At 30.8% G+C, this 19,812-nt stretch carries 20 protein-coding genes; 5 read left to right on the forward strand and 15 right to left on the reverse strand.

Annotation, left to right across the window (positions count from 1 at the left end):
• Positions 1–140: 140 nt before the first annotated feature.
• The 4 genes from JHL18_RS15515 to JHL18_RS15530 form a co-directional block, all read right to left on the reverse strand.
• A complete protein-coding gene (locus JHL18_RS15515; RefSeq protein WP_200270798.1) occupies positions 141–1,025 on the reverse strand; it encodes a hypothetical protein in 885 nt (294 codons plus the stop codon).
• 138 nt (positions 1,026–1,163) lie between these two features.
• The gene (locus JHL18_RS15520; protein ID WP_200270800.1) at positions 1,164–1,385 is read right to left on the reverse strand and encodes a hypothetical protein; all 222 of its coding nucleotides are present in this window, start codon (positions 1,383–1,385) and stop codon (positions 1,164–1,166) included.
• A gap of 27 nt (positions 1,386–1,412) precedes the next feature.
• A complete protein-coding gene (locus JHL18_RS15525; protein ID WP_200270802.1) occupies positions 1,413–2,273 on the reverse strand; it encodes an AraC family transcriptional regulator in 861 nt (286 codons plus the stop codon).
• Between the two features lie 113 nt (positions 2,274–2,386).
• The gene (locus JHL18_RS15530) at positions 2,387–3,082 is read right to left on the reverse strand and encodes an aspartate/glutamate racemase family protein (RefSeq protein WP_200270804.1); all 696 of its coding nucleotides are present in this window, start codon (positions 3,080–3,082) and stop codon (positions 2,387–2,389) included.
• A gap of 347 nt (positions 3,083–3,429) precedes the next feature.
• On the opposite strand from JHL18_RS15530, the gene JHL18_RS15535 reads away from it, so the two are divergent.
• Positions 3,430–3,894 (forward strand): hypothetical protein, encoded by a 465-nt coding sequence (locus JHL18_RS15535; protein WP_200270806.1) that lies wholly within the window; start codon positions 3,430–3,432, stop codon positions 3,892–3,894.
• Between the two features lie 300 nt (positions 3,895–4,194).
• Here JHL18_RS15535 and JHL18_RS15540 read toward each other — a convergent pair whose 3' ends face one another.
• The 4 genes from JHL18_RS15540 to JHL18_RS15555 form a co-directional block, all read right to left on the reverse strand.
• Positions 4,195–4,764, reverse strand: coding sequence for a dihydrofolate reductase family protein (locus JHL18_RS15540; protein WP_200270808.1), 570 nt, complete (start codon positions 4,762–4,764; stop codon positions 4,195–4,197).
• Positions 4,765–4,975: 211 nt separating this feature from the next.
• Positions 4,976–5,563, reverse strand: coding sequence for a TetR family transcriptional regulator (locus JHL18_RS15545; protein WP_200270810.1), 588 nt, complete (start codon positions 5,561–5,563; stop codon positions 4,976–4,978).
• Between the two features lie 12 nt (positions 5,564–5,575).
• Positions 5,576–6,274 carry an ABC transporter permease gene (locus JHL18_RS15550; protein ID WP_200270812.1) on the reverse strand — a complete coding sequence of 233 codons (699 nt, stop codon included), beginning with the start codon at positions 6,272–6,274 and terminating at the stop codon, positions 5,576–5,578.
• Entirely contained in the window at positions 6,249–7,193 is a 945-nt protein-coding gene (locus JHL18_RS15555; protein WP_200270814.1) for an ABC transporter ATP-binding protein, read from the reverse strand. Before JHL18_RS15555 ends, JHL18_RS15550 begins: the two co-directional genes overlap by 26 nt.
• A 625-nt stretch (positions 7,194–7,818) precedes the next feature.
• Between JHL18_RS15555 and JHL18_RS15560 the strand changes: the two genes are divergently transcribed.
• On the forward strand, positions 7,819–8,805 hold the full coding sequence (locus JHL18_RS15560) for a phosphotransferase enzyme family protein (RefSeq protein WP_200270816.1): 987 nt from the start codon (positions 7,819–7,821) through the stop codon (positions 8,803–8,805).
• Between the two features lie 265 nt (positions 8,806–9,070).
• Here the strand turns inward: JHL18_RS15560 and ltrA are convergent, their stop codons facing one another.
• The 3 genes from ltrA to JHL18_RS15575 all read right to left on the reverse strand — a co-directional run bounded on the left by ltrA (position 9,071) and on the right by JHL18_RS15575 (position 15,322).
• Positions 9,071–10,372 carry a group II intron reverse transcriptase/maturase gene (ltrA, locus tag JHL18_RS15565; protein ID WP_200270818.1) on the reverse strand — a complete coding sequence of 434 codons (1,302 nt, stop codon included), beginning with the start codon at positions 10,370–10,372 and terminating at the stop codon, positions 9,071–9,073.
• A gap of 590 nt (positions 10,373–10,962) precedes the next feature.
• Entirely contained in the window at positions 10,963–14,367 is a 3,405-nt protein-coding gene (locus tag JHL18_RS15570) for a hypothetical protein (RefSeq protein WP_200270820.1), read from the reverse strand.
• A gap of 1 nt (position 14,368) precedes the next feature.
• Positions 14,369–15,322, reverse strand: coding sequence for an MBL fold metallo-hydrolase (locus JHL18_RS15575; RefSeq protein ID WP_200270822.1), 954 nt, complete (start codon positions 15,320–15,322; stop codon positions 14,369–14,371).
• 601 nt (positions 15,323–15,923) lie between these two features.
• Between JHL18_RS15575 and JHL18_RS26615 the strand changes: the two genes are divergently transcribed.
• Positions 15,924–16,001, forward strand: coding sequence for a hypothetical protein (locus JHL18_RS26615; protein WP_420839229.1), 78 nt, complete (start codon positions 15,924–15,926; stop codon positions 15,999–16,001).
• A gap of 345 nt (positions 16,002–16,346) precedes the next feature.
• Positions 16,347–16,571: a hypothetical protein gene (locus JHL18_RS15585; protein ID WP_200270826.1), complete on the forward strand. Its 225-nt coding sequence runs from the start codon at positions 16,347–16,349 to the stop codon at positions 16,569–16,571.
• 93 nt (positions 16,572–16,664) lie between these two features.
• On the opposite strand, the gene JHL18_RS15590 is transcribed toward JHL18_RS15585, so the two are convergent.
• Complete coding sequence (locus tag JHL18_RS15590) at positions 16,665–17,009, reverse strand: MGMT family protein (RefSeq protein ID WP_200270828.1); 345 nt, start codon at positions 17,007–17,009, stop codon at positions 16,665–16,667.
• Positions 17,010–17,223: 214 nt separating this feature from the next.
• Between JHL18_RS15590 and JHL18_RS15595 the strand changes: the two genes are divergently transcribed.
• Positions 17,224–17,448 carry a PF20097 family protein gene (locus tag JHL18_RS15595; protein ID WP_200270830.1) on the forward strand — a complete coding sequence of 75 codons (225 nt, stop codon included), beginning with the start codon at positions 17,224–17,226 and terminating at the stop codon, positions 17,446–17,448.
• Between the two features lie 133 nt (positions 17,449–17,581).
• Here the strand turns inward: JHL18_RS15595 and JHL18_RS15600 are convergent, their stop codons facing one another.
• From JHL18_RS15600 to JHL18_RS15610, 3 genes are all read right to left on the reverse strand, one after another.
• Positions 17,582–18,412 carry a nitroreductase family protein gene (locus JHL18_RS15600; RefSeq protein WP_200270832.1) on the reverse strand — a complete coding sequence of 277 codons (831 nt, stop codon included), beginning with the start codon at positions 18,410–18,412 and terminating at the stop codon, positions 17,582–17,584.
• Between the two features lie 33 nt (positions 18,413–18,445).
• Positions 18,446–18,799: a nuclear transport factor 2 family protein gene (locus tag JHL18_RS15605; protein ID WP_200270834.1), complete on the reverse strand. Its 354-nt coding sequence runs from the start codon at positions 18,797–18,799 to the stop codon at positions 18,446–18,448.
• A 202-nt stretch (positions 18,800–19,001) separates the two neighbouring features.
• Positions 19,002–19,766, reverse strand: a complete 765-nt coding sequence (locus tag JHL18_RS15610; RefSeq protein ID WP_200270836.1) for an EFR1 family ferrodoxin — start codon at positions 19,764–19,766, stop codon at positions 19,002–19,004.
• Positions 19,767–19,812: the final 46 nt, after the last annotated feature.

The raw sequence follows: 19,812 nt of genomic DNA on the forward strand, positions 1-19,812 counted from the left end.
TTTTCAAGTGACATATTGTGTATGATTCCATAGTAAAATTCAAAATTTAAACTTTTAGAGGTTTTAACTTAAGTTTTAAGACAAATGAAAAAGCAATCTTCGAAGATTGCTTTTAGTTTGTCTCACAAGAAAAGTTCGGCCTAATTTGTATTATTTTTTTCCAAACACTTTTTAGGGTCAAGTTTTATCAATTCCCATTTTTCATTTACATTTTTCTTATATTGTGCTATTTCTATATCTGTATCATTAGTTAATTGGAAAAATTCTATTAGATAATCATTTCCATCTGTGCCTTTAAAATAAATTCTTTTTACAAATCCATCTTGCTGCGCTTTATACCTCTCCTTAACTAACTTACACCATTCACCATATTTAATATCTACTACAAACTCTGCATCATAGCTCCATCCATGATAAGGTGCACATAAATAATTTTCACCATAAAACTCTAAATCCGATATTTTATATTGGTTTCCTTCTTTCATAATATATACATATCCATAATAGTAGGCAAAATAGGCTACATCCTTTTCTGAGCCTTCTATAGTTTCAATTTCTACAAAGTATTTCATGCTATTTGGATGTTTTTCATCTGTAGGAATTCTTTTTAGTTTTATTAAGTTTATATGGAGTATATTCTCAAAGGATTTAAGATACTGATTGTAACTCAATCTTTTCTGATATTCAGATGATAAAAACTTATAGGCAACAGGATAAGGCCCCCTTGCATAACCTAAGGTGCCGCACCCTGCACCTTTCCCATCTTCAGGGTTTGCAGCCTGCCTAAGGATACTAAAATAATTAATAATTGTATCTTCAGGAGTTTTTAGAAGATCCTCTGGTAAAGTATCATAAGTACCATCAAAGAAGTCCCATTTAAAACTTCTATTATTGATAATAGGACGATTTGATGGACGGAAATACTTTTCAACATTTGTCTGCTCATCCCTAGTCCCTCTTCTATCAATTTCAATAAGTTGTAGATTAAACTGCCCTCCCATAATCATTTTGATATTCTGTTTCAATTAATCACATCCTAATTTAATGAACTTTATACTATAGTATATTTCATAAAAACTTGAAATAGATGTGTTCCTACCTTTAATGGGTGTAATACGGAAATTCAGTATTACAAAAAGTAACTAAGGTAGAGACTTCATACTTTAGCCTTTCATTGCAGATTTTGACTGCTGTAATACCCATCCAATGTTGACCTTACCTATAGGATGTGAGATTGAACTAAATGCTACTGAAAAGAAAGTATCAATTATACAAGATTGGTCTAAATAACAGTAAATTTCATAATTTTCTAAATTCACGAGATAAGGGAACTTTTTGCAAGTTCCCTTTAAATATGATATATTATCAACACTATTCTTTAACATAACCTAAAATATAAACTTGAAGGTTATTTATTTCTTCCTTACTGCAATCCAAATTTCACTATATTTGCTTTCAGTTCCTTTATCATGTTCAGTAAAGGATATTGAAGGAGCCTTTACTAGCTCATATTCTGATGAAGGTAGCCACTCTGAATATATTTGTGCCCAAGTACTTTGAAGGGTCATTGGAAATAGTCCTTCATTTGGGAATATAGCCCATGTCAATGCAGGAACATTAATTTCTTCTAAATCCTCAAACTTATTAGTTTTTTCTGAAACAAACCCTATCATATGGGCTAATTCGCCCTTTTCTTCCAATACTCCATCATCAAAATCGTATGAAGCATTTACCACTCTATGAGGGTACATATCCTTGAACTCATGCATTTCAGCCCTTTGCTGCTCTGTAATACTCTTAGCAAGTTCTAAAATAACATTATTCACCCCTTCAAATTGTATTGGAACTCTTTTGCTCACTCCAATAATATTAAATGCTTTTTTCTCTTCGATTCTAAATTCCATAGAAACTCCTCCTCTAATATTTAAATAAAATGAGAACTTAGGAAAAGATTTTTGTACTTTGGTTTTAATAACTTCTGAAGGTAGAATCCCTGTCCATGCTTTAAAGGCCCTAGTAAATCCATCTACTGACTGATATCCATATTTAAAGGCTACATCAGTTACCTTTTCTCCATTTATCAGATCAACATTAGCATTTGCTAGTCTTCGGTTTTTGATATATTCACTTAAAGACATGCCTGAAATATAAGAAAACATTTTACGAAAATGATACTCAGATGCCCTAGCAATTTGAGCTATTTTTTCTACTTCAATATCCTCAGTCAAATTATCCTCTATATACTCCATTACCTTATTAAATTCCTGTAACATTCTTTTCCTCACCTCTGCTTTTATAATAAATATTTTTAGATATTTCTACTCGATATTTTCTGTACTACTTTTATCGTATCAATGATAAAGCATAACCTCTATCTCTTTAGTTACTATTTATCTAATGCAAATTCAACAGCAGCTATAGCGTGTATTGTTGTGGTGTCAAAAACCGGAACACTAACATCTTCCTGTTTTATCAATAAAGGTATTTCTGTACAACCTAATACTATTCCTTCTGCACCATTCAGTAATAAGCTATTAATTACTTTTTTATATTTTTCTTTTGACTCCTCACTTATTATTCCTTTGCATAGTTCCTTATAAATAACTTCATGAATAACCTCTCTATCAGCTTCATTTGGAACAACTACCTCAATGTTAAACTTATCCTCTAATACTTTTTTATAAAAATCCTGTTCCATAGTAAATTTAGTTCCAAGTAATCCAACTTTTTTTAAACCCTTTTCAACTATTTTTTTACCTGTTACCTCAGCTATATGTAAAACTTTTATTCCAGCCTTATTTTCTATATCATCTGCCATCTTATGCATTGTATTCGTACATATTAAGATAAAATCAGCACCAGCCTTCTTAAGCTCTTTAGAAATATTAACCATAATATCACTTAATTCTTCCCATCTTCCTTGATGTTGTAATAATTCTATTTCTTCAAAATCTACAGAATACATTATACATTTAGAAGAGTGAAGACCTCCTAATTTTGATTTAACGGTTTCATTGATAATTTTATAATATTCAAGCGATGACTCCCAGCTCATTCCACCTATTAGCCCAATTGTTTTCAATTAAAACATCCCCTTTTTAATTTAATTAATTCTGTCCATTCACAATCTTCTCTATACACTCACCTATGATGGAGATATTGTTATATTTCTGCACCATATTATAATATTTAATCCTCTGTTTTGGATATAATGCTAACAAAAAATAAACAGTGTGTCAAAACAATAATATAGACCGTGTTCATTTTTAGCGATATACTTTAAAAATTCAATGATGGGGTATAGAAGATAATATTTCCCTTCAATTAACTATATAATTCTCCAGGTAAATTAGTTTAATATGCTATAATTACAAGTAATAAGGTCTCAGTAGTAAAGAAATATTTATTTGTTAGGAGAGATTAGATTCGATGGGATTATTTGATATTATAAAAAAAAGTACAAAAGAAAAGAAGGTTTTAGATAACTCTGCTATGTTATCAAATGCATTGCATGTCTTTCAGTTAAAAGATGTTGATATAGATGAAGAATTATTAAAAATAGCAGGTCACTCACAAGAAGTTGCGGAACAACTTTACTGGTTTTTCCCTTCAATATTATTTAATACTATGTTCCCTGAGGTAAAAAATGTAAATGCTGAGGTTTACAAAGTAGTTTATAGTAATGGGGAAGAAAAGGATTTCTTATATGCTGATAACAAATTATATAAGCAAATAAGTATCTATCTAAAATCAATCTATACAACTCTTGACCGAGATAGTATACTAAACATTTTAGCTCATAGTTCTGAATTTAATGCCGTTAATAACGCACTAAATGATGGCTCGAAGATTGAAGATTTAGTTGTCTGTACAGTATTTATGTCTAATGTATAGATAATCCAGTTCTATCTATTAAAACCAAGTTATGCTTCTATAAATTATTAATGGTAATTGGATTGTAGAAGATACATTCTACTTGGAACTGGTTCAGCTTTATAAAGAGTTTCCTTATTTCATATCCTTAAATAATCTTGGAGCTGTTTAATAAATTTCATGTAATTTACTTATGGTATGGTTCACCACAACAGGTATAACGTAGACTTATTTAATACAAAGTAACGGATTTAAACAAATGAATTATGGCACTCATAATGTTGAGTGCCATAATCTCGATAGTTACTAGCTATTCGTATATTAATTTCCTGCAGGATGATAGCAGTGCCGAACAACACCTGAAGAAAATCTTTTAGTATTAATAAGCTTTAGATCTAATGTCTGCTTTATATCACTAAACAGAGGTTTTCCCTGTCCTAAAATGACAGGATGAATAGACAATCTATATTCATCAACAAGCCCTAGGTTTAAAAAGGTGGTTATAAGACTTGCCCCTCCATAAAGCCAAATTTCTTTACCTGGCTCACTCTTTATTTTTTTCACTTCTTCCATTATGTTGCAACTTATTAGCTTCGCCCCTGGATACTCATTAGTAGATGTTTTTGAAAACACATATTTTTTCTTACTATGAACTAACTTCCAAATTTCTTTTTCAGCATCTGATATTCCATCTGCTGGAACATATTGTCCCCATAGTTCATAGCTTCTGCGTCCATATAAAATTGTATCAATATCATTTAGGAAATCACTAAACCCCATGTCAGGATCCATAATACACCAATCTACTTCACCATTTGGTCCCTCGATGAATCCATCTAATGTCACCGCTAAATCTAAAATTATTCTTCTATTATTTCCATTATTCAACATGACATTCAGCCTCCACTAAAAATGTTTTTTATTTTATCTACCTTTTATCATCCTCTTCTTCAAGCAAGACTCTTATAGTATCAATAAAATCTAAAGATATCAAGTAATTATCTTTATGATTTATTTAGGTTATGATATTATCCTGAAAACTATTAATTTTATTAAAGCTAGTCATAGAGCCACTTCAACAATACTTGAAGACTGCTTACGTTTAAGCTGTAAATATAGGCATCAAAATATTATCTATAATATCCTTAGCACTTTCTTCTGTGATCATACCATGTTGTATAATCTCGTTGATAATAAGGAGCGACGGTAGATTTAAGGCTTTTTCAGAAATAGTATCTATAGAAAGCGAAATCTCATTGCGCTGACTAGCCCTGGTTATAATAGTCTCAATGGATTTACGAATAGCATTTTCATTATTTATACCGTTAAATAAATCGTGAGCTACAGCATTGGAAAACATATCTGAAATCAAGTCTCGCAGGTCATCAGGTTTTATGAGCTGAAAAATTGGATTTAAGCTTTTAAATAGCGCTATTAAGTCTTCCTTCAATGAAACATGATCTCCTATCTCAAAACTTATGGATGGTGAATGCCTGCTTATAGCAGCAAAAATAAGATAACATTTTTGTGGCCAGCGCCTATAAATGGCATTTTTATTGGTCTTTGAAGCACTAGCTACATCATCCATAGTCAATTTACCATATCCCTTTTCTTGAAACAGTAACCAAGCCTCATCTAAAATAGCATTTTCCAGCGTAACGCCTCGGCGTCTACTAACATTATCGTTCACTTTGTTTTCCTCCTATTTTTGGTCAACATAATTCCACCATAATATAGTACCATAAACTCCAATCAAAACTATAATAGAAATTGACATTCTGCTGACTAAGGTAATTAGCTGAGGATTACTTAAATATATTCCTGGAATCGCCCATGGAATATATGGGCCTACAGACTTTGATCCAAAAACAACAGCCATAATTAGAGCCACAAAAGAAATACTAACAGGCGCAAGTACACCACGTACCATGCTCGCAATGAATGGGAATAGGAAGCTTAGACCTATATTATAAAAGGTTGCGATGACCAATCGTTTTACAATATTTCCAACCAAATATGCATTAAAATCTGATAAATTAAAACAATACCCTAACACAAAAGTCACCATGAGCGCTATAACAGTTATAGCTACAAAGGTCAATTCTATAGCTAAAAACTTTGCAGTAACTAAACTTGTACGGGGAATTGGCAAGGCTAATAGATCTTTATAAGTTTGATCCTCATATTCCCTTCCAAATACCCAAGTGCTTAAAATACTGAAGCCTATAAGCCCAATTACAGTTGAATACATAAAAAAACTACCACTTAAAAATGCTTCCCAGGTTTTATCCTGCATATGAATGAATATTAAAAAAGTATAGAAGGTCAAAATATAGATTGGAATATGACCTTTCATTATTTTATAAAGTTCTATTTTAATCATTGACCATAGCTGTTTCATAAGTATGCATCTCCTTAATTGTTTTAAGAAAGAATTCTTCTAAGTTTTCCTTTACAGGCTGAAAAATCATAGGATTTAATTTCTGTTGCTCTAATTGATGCAATAAATCAGAATACTTATTAATTGGTACACCTGAAACAAGTATTTCTGACTCACTTACTGAAGTACACTGCAAATGTTTTGTAGTAAGGTAATCAGTAAGGTTTTTAACCGACTCGTCCACTTTTATATATAATTTGGATTGCCTGCATCCTTCAAATTCAGAAAAACTTAATTCCCTAAGTAAGCGTCCACTAGCCAGTATCCCGATACGATCAACCAGTTTTTCCATCTCATCTAGTAGATGGCTTGAAATAAAAATAGTAGTTCCGTTTTTAGCCATTGTTAATAAAGATTGTCGTACAGTCACAAGTCCCTCTGGATCTAGCCCGTTTGTGGGCTCGTCTAGCAAAAGAATCTTTGGTTTATGAATAAGTGCCTTTGCAAGTCCAACTTTTTGATTGTTTCCTAAGGAAAGATCTTTTACCTTAACCTTTAGGTATGTATCTAACAAAAGCTGCTGTGATATGTCATCAATTCGTCTCTTAATTTCCGAATTAGGGATGAGTCTTTGCTTTGCATATAATATGAGATTTTCTTCAACAGTAAAGTTTGGATAAGCATGTGGTGTTTCAATCAAGTACCCCACCTGATTCCAAAACTCAGAAGAAAGCTTTGAAATTGATTTTCCTGAATAATAAATTTCGCCTGATGTAGGTCGAATCATTTTTAGCAGCATGCGCATTGTTGTTGTCTTTCCAGCACCGTTTAACCCTAAAAAGCCGTATATTTCACCTTCATTAGCTGTCAGGTTAACATTAGAAACACTGTTTTTTAAGCCATAACACTTTGTTAAATCTTTAGTTTGAATTATTGCCAAATGTAACTACCCCACTTTCATGCTCTATATATAAGGTACGCTCGTACCTTATGTGAAGAGTATAGCACTGGATTTTTAAATATGCAACATGAATTTATTATTTTATGTCCTAAGGAAATATGTTGTTTATATTTATGCATGTCTTTAGAATGTCACAAAAAGGTGCTGTTGCAAAAATAAAATAGTTAGTTTTGCAACAGCACCTTCTATATTGTAATATATACTCACTATCATTACAGAAAAATCTACTTCGGATTATTCCAGAAAAGAGAAGATGCGATAACATAGAAGGTGCTACCTAATTTATTTTAGGTGGCGCATTTTTGTTTATGACTTAAGTATGAGGTTGTCTTTAAAAAGATATAGATGTTATTATTAATAAGTAATGAGAATGACCTTAGGATGGTGATGACAATGGTTTTTGGGGAGAAGAATATATCCCTTATTCTTTAGTCTATCATGAAAAGGTTATAGCCAATGTTTTTGCTAACTTAATAGATTTTGATATAGATGGTACAAAGAAACATTATGCTCAGATTGGCACAGTTATGACAGACCAAGATTATCGTGGTCAGGGATTAAGTCGTTATCTAGTATTTTAACTTATAAGAAAAGGAGAAAAAATATGGATTATAATATTATAGCTAAAGAAATTCTTACATCATACTCTATTTCCGCTCCGGTAATTCAATTTATCAGACATAATGAAAATATTACTTTTAAAATAACTGATGGAGTAAACAATAAGAATTATTTACTGCGTATACATAAACCTAGCACTGAAGGTCTATTTGGGCTACAACATACATTGGAAGGTATAAAATCTGAAATTAAGATTCTACAAGAACTTAACCATAAAGGCTTACTTTATGCACAGAAGCCTATATCCAATAATCTCGGAGAGCATATAACTGAATACAAATTGGATAATTTTAACCATCCTTGTTATGCCACAATTTTAGAGTGGATTGAGGGTTGTACTCTCACTCTTAAGGAGGATAATATTAAGGAAATCACTTTTACACTTGGACAGAATCTTGCATTATTTCATAAATGTTTAAAAGATTTTAAACCGTCAAAAGACTTCATAAGACCAATATATGACGTTGATAGAATTGATACTGCTATTGAGGAACTAAAATATTGTGTTGAAGTTAATCTATTTAGTATGGAGCATTATGACATTATTAAAAGAGTGTTGATTTTAGTTAAGAATCAAATTAATGAGCTCAATTTAAGAGAAGATACATTCGGTATCATTCATGCAGACTTACAGCTGGGAAATATCGTAGTTAACAATGATAACCCATGTTTAATAGATTTAGGATTTTGTGGATTTGGATACTATTTATTCGATTTAGGCAGTGCTGCAACTATTTTCCCTAGTGAATTAAGACAAACCTTTTTACAAGGGTATTCATCTAAAGCTTCTTTTTCTTTTGAGGACCTAAAATATATAGAAGGACAAATATTTATGGATACTTTCATAAGTTATGTTTTATTTATGAGAGATAATGAGAGGAATTCCTGGATTAAAACTAGTGCATTAAAAATATGTGATACTCTTTGCAGAGATTTCTTAGAAGGCACGGAAGTATTCTATTCACTCTAATAACAAAAGTTTACACCTTCACACTTAACTTAATTAAAGTCTAACAAAACCCCACGGCAATATTTTTATATTAGCATGGGGTTAATTTTTATTTTTTATAAACCTACATCATTTGTAAGTTTAACAATATCAATTAATAACAAGCAACATCTAATTTTGGTAAAAGCCTCCGTTACTTATGATAGTCGAGTAGAGAAAGCCCTCACGGACATCCGTACGTGCCCAATTAAGGCATACGGCTCTTCATATCATTTTACAGAACTTGCTATCTATATACATTTACATAGATTTTAGGTTTTGGTAAGGAATTGTATTTCAAATACATTTTGAATTTTTCTAAATCAAAACTTCGCCTTTGGCTTCTACGGTTCAGCCACTTAAAAAGTGCTTTCTTTATTTCTAGGCAGAACTGACCTATCATATATGAGTTGTCTGTAATTCCATAGTAGTGATAATGTCCCATAAGCTTTTGTTTTGTTAAATTAAATATCTCTCCTATACCAAATTTATTCCTTACGGACTTAATCCATTGCTTAAACTCTTTAACTTTTACTCTAAATTTCTTTTTGCTTGTTTTCCTCTTTACTCTAAAGTATCCTCTTTTACTCTTTGCACAATAATGTGTAAAACCAAGAAAATCAAATGTTTCGGCATTATTAAAACCCATCCGTTTCCTTGTTTCTACTGCAAATCTACCAAATAATATTAGTTTTGATTTAGTCTTTTCAACCTCAAGATTAAACTTATTTAACCTGTCCACTAATAATCTGCAGAATTGTCTCGCTTCGCTTTCGTACTGAAAGCAGCAAACAAAATCATCTGCATATCTCGTTATTTCAGCTTGACCTTTAAAATCTCTTTTGATTATTTTCTCAAACCATAAATCTAAAGAGTAATACAAATATATGTTAGCTAGTGTTGGAGACACTATTGACCCTTGAGGTGTTCCAATTTCTGTTTCCATTAGAACACCATTATCCATCAATCCAGCTTTAAGGAACTTTTTAACAAGTCTTATTATATTGGAGTCACCTATTCTTACTTCTAATAATTTAATCATCCAATCATGATTTACATTGTTGAAAAATCCCTTAATATCAGCATCAACTACATAATTTATTCTCCCATTTTCAATTACCTTATTCAGTGCTTTTATGGCACTATGGCAATTTCTTTTAGGTCTAAATCCATACGAGAAATCCTTAAAGTCAGCTTCATATATAGATTGTAATATTTTATTTAAAGCCATTTGTACTAGCTTATCCTCATAAGAAGGAATGCCTAAAGGTCTAGTTTTCCCTTCTTCTTTGGGTATAAAAACTCGCTTTACAGCTTGCGGTTTATAACTTTGATTTTTCAATATTGCAACTAAATTTTCTATGTTATTATCTAGTTCTTTAGAATATTCTTGTTTTGTTACATCATCTATACCTGTAGCTTTATTTCCTAACAATTGCTTATGACATTTCAAAAGCATTTCTTTATTGATATAGTGGTATAATGATGTAAATTTTTCTTTTGGATTTAGTCTAGCAATTTCTGCTATCTTAAGTAATTTTGTTTCCATTAATTCATCTACTCCTGCGCGTAGTTAATGTTTCCTTAGTTAAGACAATAATATGTAATCTCCTTCCCTCCTTTGGCGTTACCCACTATCATTGGTACTATGAGATTATCCGACTCCCTATCAACCTTTTAATATCCTCCCTTTTTATCGGTTATTTATTATACTCTCTTTTTTTTGAAAGTTGATAGGGTCTCCTGAGTTGCTGTGTAATCATTGTATAGCATGCTTGGCTCTTTGACCCCGAGGAAGTTGTAGTAAACTCGTCTTTATCGCTTACTATAATATTGCTTTCCAGAGAACCGACACCGTCAGCCTTCCCAAATTAATACTTATTACGAGGCTCATTCACATTCAAGCCTACTACCTAACTGTCAACGCTTAAAATAAATAGTTACCTATTTATCTCCATGACTCGCTACTGAATGATTTGACTATATCTTTTCAGAGTGGGTTTTCACCACTTAAATTACACAACCTTGCTCAGCCGCACCGGTTCACTGTAGCCATTATAACGGCGTCATAACAAAAGAATTAGGTACTAAGCTTAGTCCCTTAATATCGTTTACTCTTTATGTGCATAATTTTATTATTTAGGTAATTAAGTTATTTTTAAAGCGATAGCTCATAATATAATTAAACATTTCTTTACCTGATTCATAATTACTTACACTATACTTCTCAATAAATCCTTTTTCCAAGTCATTTAATGCTTTTGAAAAATTCAAATCAACTTCTACTAGACTATTTGCTTTTGCATGATTATCCTTATTTAATTGACTCATAAAAGCTTCAATAAATAAATCTATAACTTTATTTTTTATTTTTCCACTTAAGGAATATCCTTTTGTAAAATTATAAACATCTTCTAACACTTTTTTCCTTACTTTGTACTCGTTATATTCATTACTTGTTAAATCTTTTTTAAAGATATTATATTCATATATTCTATTTCCGTCATCATCTAGTTCATCATACATTTCTTCTATAATATCTCTGAACATTCGACTCTTTGAATTTTTCTTTATTTTTGAAACTTCTTCAGTTTCTTCTTTTTTATTCTCATCTAAACCAATATTTGTTCCTTCTGTATCATCAATTATTTCAAAATAATAAAGATACACTGTCTTTCCTAAAAAACTAGTGATCATATTTATTAACGTAGATTCAATTACTTCTTTATTTTTCGGGAATAATTCTAGAAAATCTTCATTATCTTTTGTAACGACATCATTATATGCACTATAGAACAAATGACTCCATATATGGTTAAACGTCCTAGAAAAACCAAGTTGTTCTTGATCTCTAATTCTTATAAAGTTTGCAGTAGCAGTTGCATTATGAACATTGTTATAATCCCAATAATATACAGATGCTTTTTGAAATATTCTTAGTATCATCCTTTCAATTTTAAGCCTATTTTTATTTAAAATGTCTTCGGTATCATTAGCATCAACAATTCCTAAACTACTATATTCCTTTCGAATTATTGATACTAACATCTTGCGAATATAAGAATAATTATTGTCATAGTAACCAAAATTTGACTCAACCAACTCTTTAATCCCACAATATGGTACAAAATTATTTTTTAATACTAAGTATAAGTTATTTTTTCTTGAGTTACTACCTTTTATATTACTGATTAATTCTGCTTCTCCCTTATCAGATAAAATATACTGAATAGCTTTAGGACAATCATTTATATTTGATTTATTCCAATCAAGTTGTTGTATCTTACTGGTATCACTTTTATAATAAATATCAATTCCTGTAAAAATACAATAAAAAGGCGATTGTGGTATTACTTCAAACACAATAGGAAGAATATTTCTAAGCTCATCAGGTTTTCCAGAATCTAATTTTTTTAAATACAAGATATTGAAATCTTCAAATCTTATATTCTCAGCACGTTCATAACTTGCTATGTTATTCTGTAAAACTTCTTTAATATTACTACTTCGTTCAACATGATCAAGTCCACATGTGTCTAAAAGTGTAATTTTGCCTATTTTAAGTTCACTTAATAATAATGCATATTCATTAGATATTCTATCTTTTATTTTTATTGAATTAACAAAACCAGTTAACGATCTACCATTGCTAACTTGCAAAAAATAAGTGAGTTTTTGTAATCCTTCACTTTCAATATCCTCTAGACTTATATCACAATAAATTATTCGTCTACCATTAATATTTTTTTCAGTAATAATATAATTATTTTTTATTTTTTCAAAAACCATCTCATATACAAAATTATATATGTCTTCAATAGTTCTCTCTAAAACTTCTAGTGTATTGATTTTAATACCTGTGAAATTTTCTATAACTCTATCAAATATAACATTTTCATTTATATTGTCCGAAAACAGATAACTTACTTCTGATATATCAAAAAATCCTTCAGCTCTAAATAATATGTCTAAAAAGTTTTTATCTAAAAAATCAAAATTCGGAAATCTATCATAGCTATCCTTCTGTAAAATATCAAAAACTTCCACTTGGAAGTTATCAAATGAATATTTATCATTGCAATATTTAAATAATACTTCTATTACCTCCTTATTTATATCTCTTTCATATGAATCCCATGCAACAACTAATCTTTTTTTAAATAAATCAAATAAACCTTCATCATCTATTTTTTGTTTGGAGTTAATAATATCTTCTTTATAAGAGCTTTTTAAACTTTCAATTTTAGTTCTATCGCAAAAATATTTAACATTATCAATTCCTACATTTTTTAAGAAATATTTAATTGTTGCCAGATATATATCTGCCATTTTGACTTTAATATTAATATCCTCACCTTGCGGTAAAAAAATGTTCTCTATACTTTTCAATATATCTCCGGACGACTGCAACGGACAAGCTTTTAAAAAATAATAAAAATCTTTTATGTAATTTGATGTATCTATAATGTAATCTTTTTCTGTTAAATTAAAAATTTTCATATAAACATATAACATTACCTTATCATAATTTAAAGTTTTTATACTATTTAGATATTCTTTTCTTGATAAAAATCTTACCGTTATTGTGGGATTATCGCAAAAAATACTATACTCGTATATTATATTGGTCCTTGTCGTTTGACCGTCATTAGTCACCTGTAGTTTATCACTACTATACGCAAAATCTTTTGCAAACGATGATTTACCCGCACCACTGCTCCCTACTAAAAGTAATGAGGGATTATTCTGATATTTTTTTATTTTATCTTCTGTTCCATATATCCATTCTATAGTATATGAACTGTCACTCTCTTTTTTATATAATATACAGCTTGTTTCTCTTAATCGCTCAATAATATGTTTAATTTTTATGTAGTAAACCAATTTAAATGGATTTTCACCACAATCTATATTAGAAACCGATTGATTCATTCCGACTAAATAAAACTTTTCACCTCTTTCAACATATACTGGACTCCCTGAGAAACCTTCCATAAGTTTTAAATCCTTTTTATTATTATACCAATGATAATCATCAGTAATTTGATATATTCCCATTTTATTATTTTCAGGAAAAATTTCTTTTGCAATCCCTTCTAATTGTACCTTTTGGTTTATACTATCTTCAATCATTACACCAGGATATCCTTCCATATAAAGTATATCTCTATTTTTTAGTTCTTCGTCTAGTATTTGATTTTCTATTGATATATGCACCCTATTATTAATAAAAACCAATAAAGCAGCAACATCATTATAATTTTTATTATCAAACTGTATGTTGTGAACTAAAACTTTCTTTATATCCTGATCAATTATTCTACTTCCATTAGCATCATATATTTTCAGTAAAATCTCTGATTTTATGTTATAGTTTTTATAATTTATACCTTCAAATTTAGATAAAACATGTGAATTTGTAAATATAATATAGCTTTGATAATTTTCTGTATAGTATAAATTGTCATTATTATATCTACAAGGATATAGCACTCCTGTTCCAGAATCTTCCTCCGTTTTTATATATACTATATTTGCTTTCAATCTATTCACCACCTAACATATCAATTTCTTCGCTGTTTATAACATTGCCATCAATTTTCAAATTGATTTTTGAATATATTTTAACATTATTGCCATAAACTTTATTCAATTCTTCTATAATCATTTCATCTGGGTGCTCTTTATCCCAATTTTCTTTACCAGTTATAATAAATTTTTTACAATGCATTTTAAACGACCATTCAATTATGTTTTCATTATTTTTACTTGCTCCATGGTGTGGTATCTTAATCAAATTTATATTTTCTAAATTCTTTATGTTCCCTACAATAGGCTGAACCTCTTTCCAATATGTATCCCCTAGAAACAAAACACTCGAACCACCAAATTCTAACAAAAATGAGATTGAATTCTTATTAACCAAACTTTTGTTTGGTGATGTCTTAATTTTATTTTTTATATCTTTATAATCTTTTATAACTGCTTCTATACCTGCTTTATCTGGTGAAATAAATGTCAAATAAGCATTTTTGTCCCTATTAGTCAATATAGTTGTTGCTATACACCTCTCACTAATATTTAATATTTTAAGCAGACAATGTTTTTTTTCATATGTTTCCTTATAACTTTGAATAACAAGCCTGCCTTCAATTAAATCTTCAAATTTTTTTGCTTGGCTATAACTTATTCTATCTCTGGTAATATAATTATATATGAGTGTAGTATCTAATAACTTATTAAGTTTATGTGTTGAATATTCTTGAAACAAACTTAATATTCCTCCAATATGATCATTGTCTACATGTGTAACTATTATATAATCAAGCTTACTCAATTTTTCTATCTCTTTTTTCATACTTAGAAAACTAGTACTACTTTTCCCTTCTCTATTGCCATCTACCAAAATGTTACAACTATTACCATCACTATTTTCGAGCAAAATTAAAAAGCAATCCGCTTGTTCTACACTTAAATTTTTAATTTTAAATTGTAACATATCATTCTCCTTATTTACCTTCGTACTATGATGATTACTACAAATTAGAAAGACAAACTTAAAGTAAAGACCCTCTTATAATACCAATAGCATTTTTTATATCATTATCAATCTGTTTCTTTTCTCAAGATCTAAGAGAAGCTTCTTCCAATTTTGAATTTTTACGTCAATATCTTTCATGGTATTAATCTCCTTTTCATATAATCTATATTCATCATAAAACTACCCTTTTTATGATTAGTTTTTGCTTGAATTCCTTCAATAAATTATACACTTCATTATTACATTTTTCTACAAACCGTAACACTTTTATTTCCATTATTTTGAGTATTCGTTCCTTACTATTTCATATTGATAAGCTACATAATTGTAATGTAGTTACAAAAAATGTAATTTCAACGAATTCTTTAGTGATAATCTTTTAAGTTCAATATTTTATCTTTGCAATATTATTCTACCATGCAATAAGGACACCATTTCTCGAGATCTTTGGAACACTGTGCAGAACATGTATAGTGTTAAGGAAGGTAAACCTAAACGTTCCTTCGCTGGTAGCTATCCACTCACTGGGCTGTTGCGATGCCCAGAATGTGGACAATGCATGGTTGCCGAACGTGTATCCAGAACTCGAAAGGATGGAACCAAGTATGTTGTTCGTTACTACTACTGTGGAACATAGCAAAATAAAGGCAGCAGTATTTTCTATTCCAATGGAGTAAGAGCTGATAAAGTAGAGGAAATTATCTTTAGCAAGCTGAATAAAGTAATCTGTAACGACACTGTTTTAAAAGATTTAGTCGAAAAAATCGATTCCAGCAGACGCAATAAGAGCAGGCAGTTAAGCGAGGAGCTTACGCGCATCCTCAAGAAGCTCCTCACCAACAAGCTCAATGAAATTGCGGCTGAAATAGAAGCACACGAAGAACGTAAGCATAGTCTCGAATCAACGTTGTCATCCAATGATGATTCACCACTAACCTTTGCCTTCATCAAAGACGTTCTGAAGAGTTATAGAACCATTCTGATGAGCAAGGCACCTGAACAACAAAAGATGCTCTTACAGCTTGTCATAAAGGAAATTACGATAACCAGCGATAAGAACATCAAATCATTGAACCTTAAGTTTGATGATCAAATCATCAAATACATTACAGAGCAAGGAGATTTGCCTTTTGACGTAGGCGATCCTCAATTATTTTTGTCCAGTTCAAAACCTTATAACTATATCCAGTTTTCAGTTGCAATATGAAGACTATAGAATCATTAAGGCCTTTCCTCTATGTCACTGTTAATTTCTTACAAGTGACGCCGCTATTTAGGGTTCGTTTCACCGTAATTAATCCTAAACCCAGTTTAAATAATTCCTTTCATTGATCTTATAATAGTCCCACTGATTTTCCTTCATATTAACATGACTCTCATCCTTAAAGGATACACCTTCTTCTAATAAGAGAAATCGTTGTTCCTTCCACCCTGGTGCTAGCCTTCCAGCATGATTTACCACACGATGACATGGATATCTCCCATAATATTCAGCATAGCTAAGAACCTTTCCCACCAGTCGTGCATTTTTATCTCTGCCAATAAGTCTTGCAATTTGTCCATAGGTGGCTACTTTCCCTTCCGGTATTTCTTCCACAACGGAAAGTATTTCATAAATTAATCGTTCATTCATAATCTTTTCCATATATTCACCTGTGCTGTGCTTTCTAACTTGGAATTATTGTTATATCTTTACACCACATTATAATACTTAATCTCCTGTTGTGGTATAAATATAAATTCATTCTCTTTATCTTTTAGCATTAAGGTAATTTTTTCCTGAAAATTGATATAGTATTATTTATAATACCCAACTGAGATTATTAAAATTAAATATAAAAAATACAGGAGGAATAATCATGAATTGTCCAATATGTAGTAACGAAATGAAATTGGGAAAGATACGTGCAAGAGCAGGTGGAGGGTTGTTTTGGTTGCCTAATTATGAAGAAGTAAAATATACTGTTAGCAATAATATAATTGAAAAACATAGTGGAATTGTAATAGTTGATTCTAACGAAATTAAAGTAAGTCATCCAGCACATGTTTGTGCAAAGTGTAGAAAGATAATAATGGACTATTAAACAATATCTACTATTTAAATCAAACTTAAAATAATGGATTCCTATTATTAATCAACTAATAAGAATCCATTTTAAACTACATAATATATTTATAACTTTTCTATATTGTTAACCTGAACACTAAGCATTATTTTTACTGCCATGTAAGCTCTAAAGGATTTCTATCTACCAGTCTTTTAAAGCTATATAGTGGATATCCTATCAATAATGCACCGGTTACTACTCTATCCTTAGGGATATTTAGCATGCTCAAAAGAGGTTCATATTCTTCCATAGCACAATATTCAAATAGCCCTGACCAGCAGCTTCCTAAACCTAATGTTTGAGCATATAATTGCACATATGCTAATGAAAAGTGTGTATTGTCACGACCAAGCTCCTTTTGATCTCTTTTTGCAGTTGCTATAACTAAACATGGCGCATCTCTTAATATAGTATCTTTGTTATCTTTACGATATTGAGATATAGTTGAGATTGTATTCTGCACCCAAGGTGATTTCTTTAGCTGACCATTTTCTAAAGACTGTTCTGTCCAGTCGGCTATAACTGAAGAAATCTCATGCAAAGTACTCTTATCATCAATAACATGATATGCTATTCCTTGAGAATTCCAGGCTGTAGGTGCGAACCTTGCTATATCTAAAAGCTTATGAACTTTATCACGAGATACAACTTTTTTCTGAAAAGAACGAATTGATCTTCTTGCCCTTAGAAAAGTCTCGGCAGTATCTGAATCAATTAGCTTCTCTTCTTTTATTTGTACCTGATTTTCTAAAGGAGTCCTTATGTTATCTAAAGCACCATTTGGACAAACAGCCACACAATGACCACATTCAATACAAAGATCCTTATCAAATATTGGTCCTGCATCACTCATAGCTAAGGTTCCTCTACAGATCTTTACGCACAGCCCACATTTAGTACACTTTTCAGAATCAACTTTGATAAAATCAACATTATTCATCTAATTATCCTCTTAATACAAATTGTTTTTAAATTATAAACTTTGAACAAGTAAAATTTCTAATTTACTCACTAATCCATTTACTACAGTGAAATGAAAATCAAAAAATAAAGGATCAGGAAGTCCAGTCTTATCAAAGTCACCATCCACTTTTGCCGTAACAACAGTTGTAGAATCTTCATTAAAAGCCTTTATAACTTCTGCTTTTAGTTTAGCATCAAAATGACTCTTTTCCCCCCAAGCCTCAATTTTTTCTAGTCCAACTAACTCCTCACCATCATCCAATACTACGGCATCTTCAGCAAAAATCGAAATAAATTTCTTTGGATCTTGATTATTAGTTGCTTCGAAATAGGTTTCAATAGGTTGTTGTAATTTTACATTCATTTGTATATCTCCTTTATATCTTCATATTTTAATGACTATTTTTTATTATTTATATTTTTACTATAACAAGAATAACTTGACCACAGTACGTCAACTTATAACAATTAAAATCAACAGAATCCTTTTCCGATTACTTAATTCATAAACAAAAAATGAGCCAATATGATAAGGACCATAATAGCTCATTTTTACATAGGCATTATTATTTTTTGTTAATCATATCCGTAAGTTTTACTTCTGGATGATGATACCTGCCACGGTTTTGTGTTTTATTCTTAACGTTGATGGCTTTCTTAGGACACCATTGAATGCAAGCCATACACTGCTCGCAGTGATGCTGAAATACCGGTTTACCCTGTTCCATTTTTATATTTTCAACTGGACAAACCTTACTGCAGGTTGCGCAACTGTTGCAAGCTTCGCTTACATTGAAGGCTTTATCCCTTTTTGAAAGCCACTTTATAAATGGCCCATGAAGTATTGACATTGAAATTTTTTTAATAGGAGGCTTTATAGCGAAACCTTGAATATCCTTAACAACCAGCTTTGTTGCCTCACTTTGTGCCTTTGCTTTACTATCAACATTGTCCCCCATGGCATACAACCCAACATAATTAGAAAAACATCTAATTGGTGCACCGTAGCTCAGTTTGCCACCCTTACCCTCAAGGATTTTACTTATGTTGGTCAAACCGCCAGCTTGCCCGCTTCCACTTGTACAAACAGCAAAAATAAAGCTGTCTTTATTTACAGAAAGATCAAGTGCTTTTATAAACCTCTCAACCACTCCCGGCATACCGCCGGCGTAAATAGGATACACAAAGCCAATTCGCTGATATGTATCACTTAACTTGTACGATTTCCCCATTGAAATTAGCTCGCAGTCTTCTATTGCCTCAGCGATATCTTTTGCCACTTTGAGACTGTTTCCTGTACCAGAAAAATAGAACATGATATTCTTTGCCATTTTAAATCCCCCTTGAGTATCTATATTTTTTCAAACATTGATTTGT

Origin of the sequence: Clostridium yunnanense (assembly GCF_016595795.1) — a bacterium.
Taxonomy (GTDB): Bacteria; Bacillota; Clostridia; order Clostridiales; family Clostridiaceae; genus Clostridium_AR; species Clostridium_AR yunnanense.

What these genes read in the sequence shown, in the direction of transcription:
- JHL18_RS15520 (WP_200270800.1), bottom strand. Translation starts at nt 1,385, where the DNA reads ATGTTAAAGAATAGTGTTGATAATATATCATATTTAAAGGGAACTTGC.
- JHL18_RS15525 (WP_200270802.1), bottom strand. Translation starts at nt 2,273, where the DNA reads ATGTTACAGGAATTTAATAAGGTAATGGAGTATATAGAGGATAATTTG.
- JHL18_RS15535 (WP_200270806.1), top strand. Translation starts at nt 3,430, where the DNA reads ATGGGATTATTTGATATTATAAAAAAAAGTACAAAAGAAAAGAAGGTT.
- JHL18_RS15540 (WP_200270808.1), bottom strand. Translation starts at nt 4,764, where the DNA reads ATGTTGAATAATGGAAATAATAGAAGAATAATTTTAGATTTAGCGGTG.
- JHL18_RS15550 (WP_200270812.1), bottom strand. Translation starts at nt 6,274, where the DNA reads ATGAAACAGCTATGGTCAATGATTAAAATAGAACTTTATAAAATAATG.
- JHL18_RS15560 (WP_200270816.1), top strand. Translation starts at nt 7,819, where the DNA reads ATGGATTATAATATTATAGCTAAAGAAATTCTTACATCATACTCTATT.
- ltrA (WP_200270818.1), bottom strand. Translation starts at nt 10,372, where the DNA reads ATGGAAACAAAATTACTTAAGATAGCAGAAATTGCTAGACTAAATCCA.
- JHL18_RS15575 (WP_200270822.1), bottom strand. Translation starts at nt 15,322, where the DNA reads ATGTTACAATTTAAAATTAAAAATTTAAGTGTAGAACAAGCGGATTGC.
- JHL18_RS26615 (WP_420839229.1), top strand. Translation starts at nt 15,924, where the DNA reads ATGGTTGCCGAACGTGTATCCAGAACTCGAAAGGATGGAACCAAGTAT.
- JHL18_RS15585 (WP_200270826.1), top strand. Translation starts at nt 16,347, where the DNA reads ATGAGCAAGGCACCTGAACAACAAAAGATGCTCTTACAGCTTGTCATA.
- JHL18_RS15590 (WP_200270828.1), bottom strand. Translation starts at nt 17,009, where the DNA reads ATGGAAAAGATTATGAATGAACGATTAATTTATGAAATACTTTCCGTT.
- JHL18_RS15595 (WP_200270830.1), top strand. Translation starts at nt 17,224, where the DNA reads ATGAATTGTCCAATATGTAGTAACGAAATGAAATTGGGAAAGATACGT.
- JHL18_RS15600 (WP_200270832.1), bottom strand. Translation starts at nt 18,412, where the DNA reads ATGAATAATGTTGATTTTATCAAAGTTGATTCTGAAAAGTGTACTAAA.
- JHL18_RS15605 (WP_200270834.1), bottom strand. Translation starts at nt 18,799, where the DNA reads ATGAATGTAAAATTACAACAACCTATTGAAACCTATTTCGAAGCAACT.
- JHL18_RS15610 (WP_200270836.1), bottom strand. Translation starts at nt 19,766, where the DNA reads ATGGCAAAGAATATCATGTTCTATTTTTCTGGTACAGGAAACAGTCTC.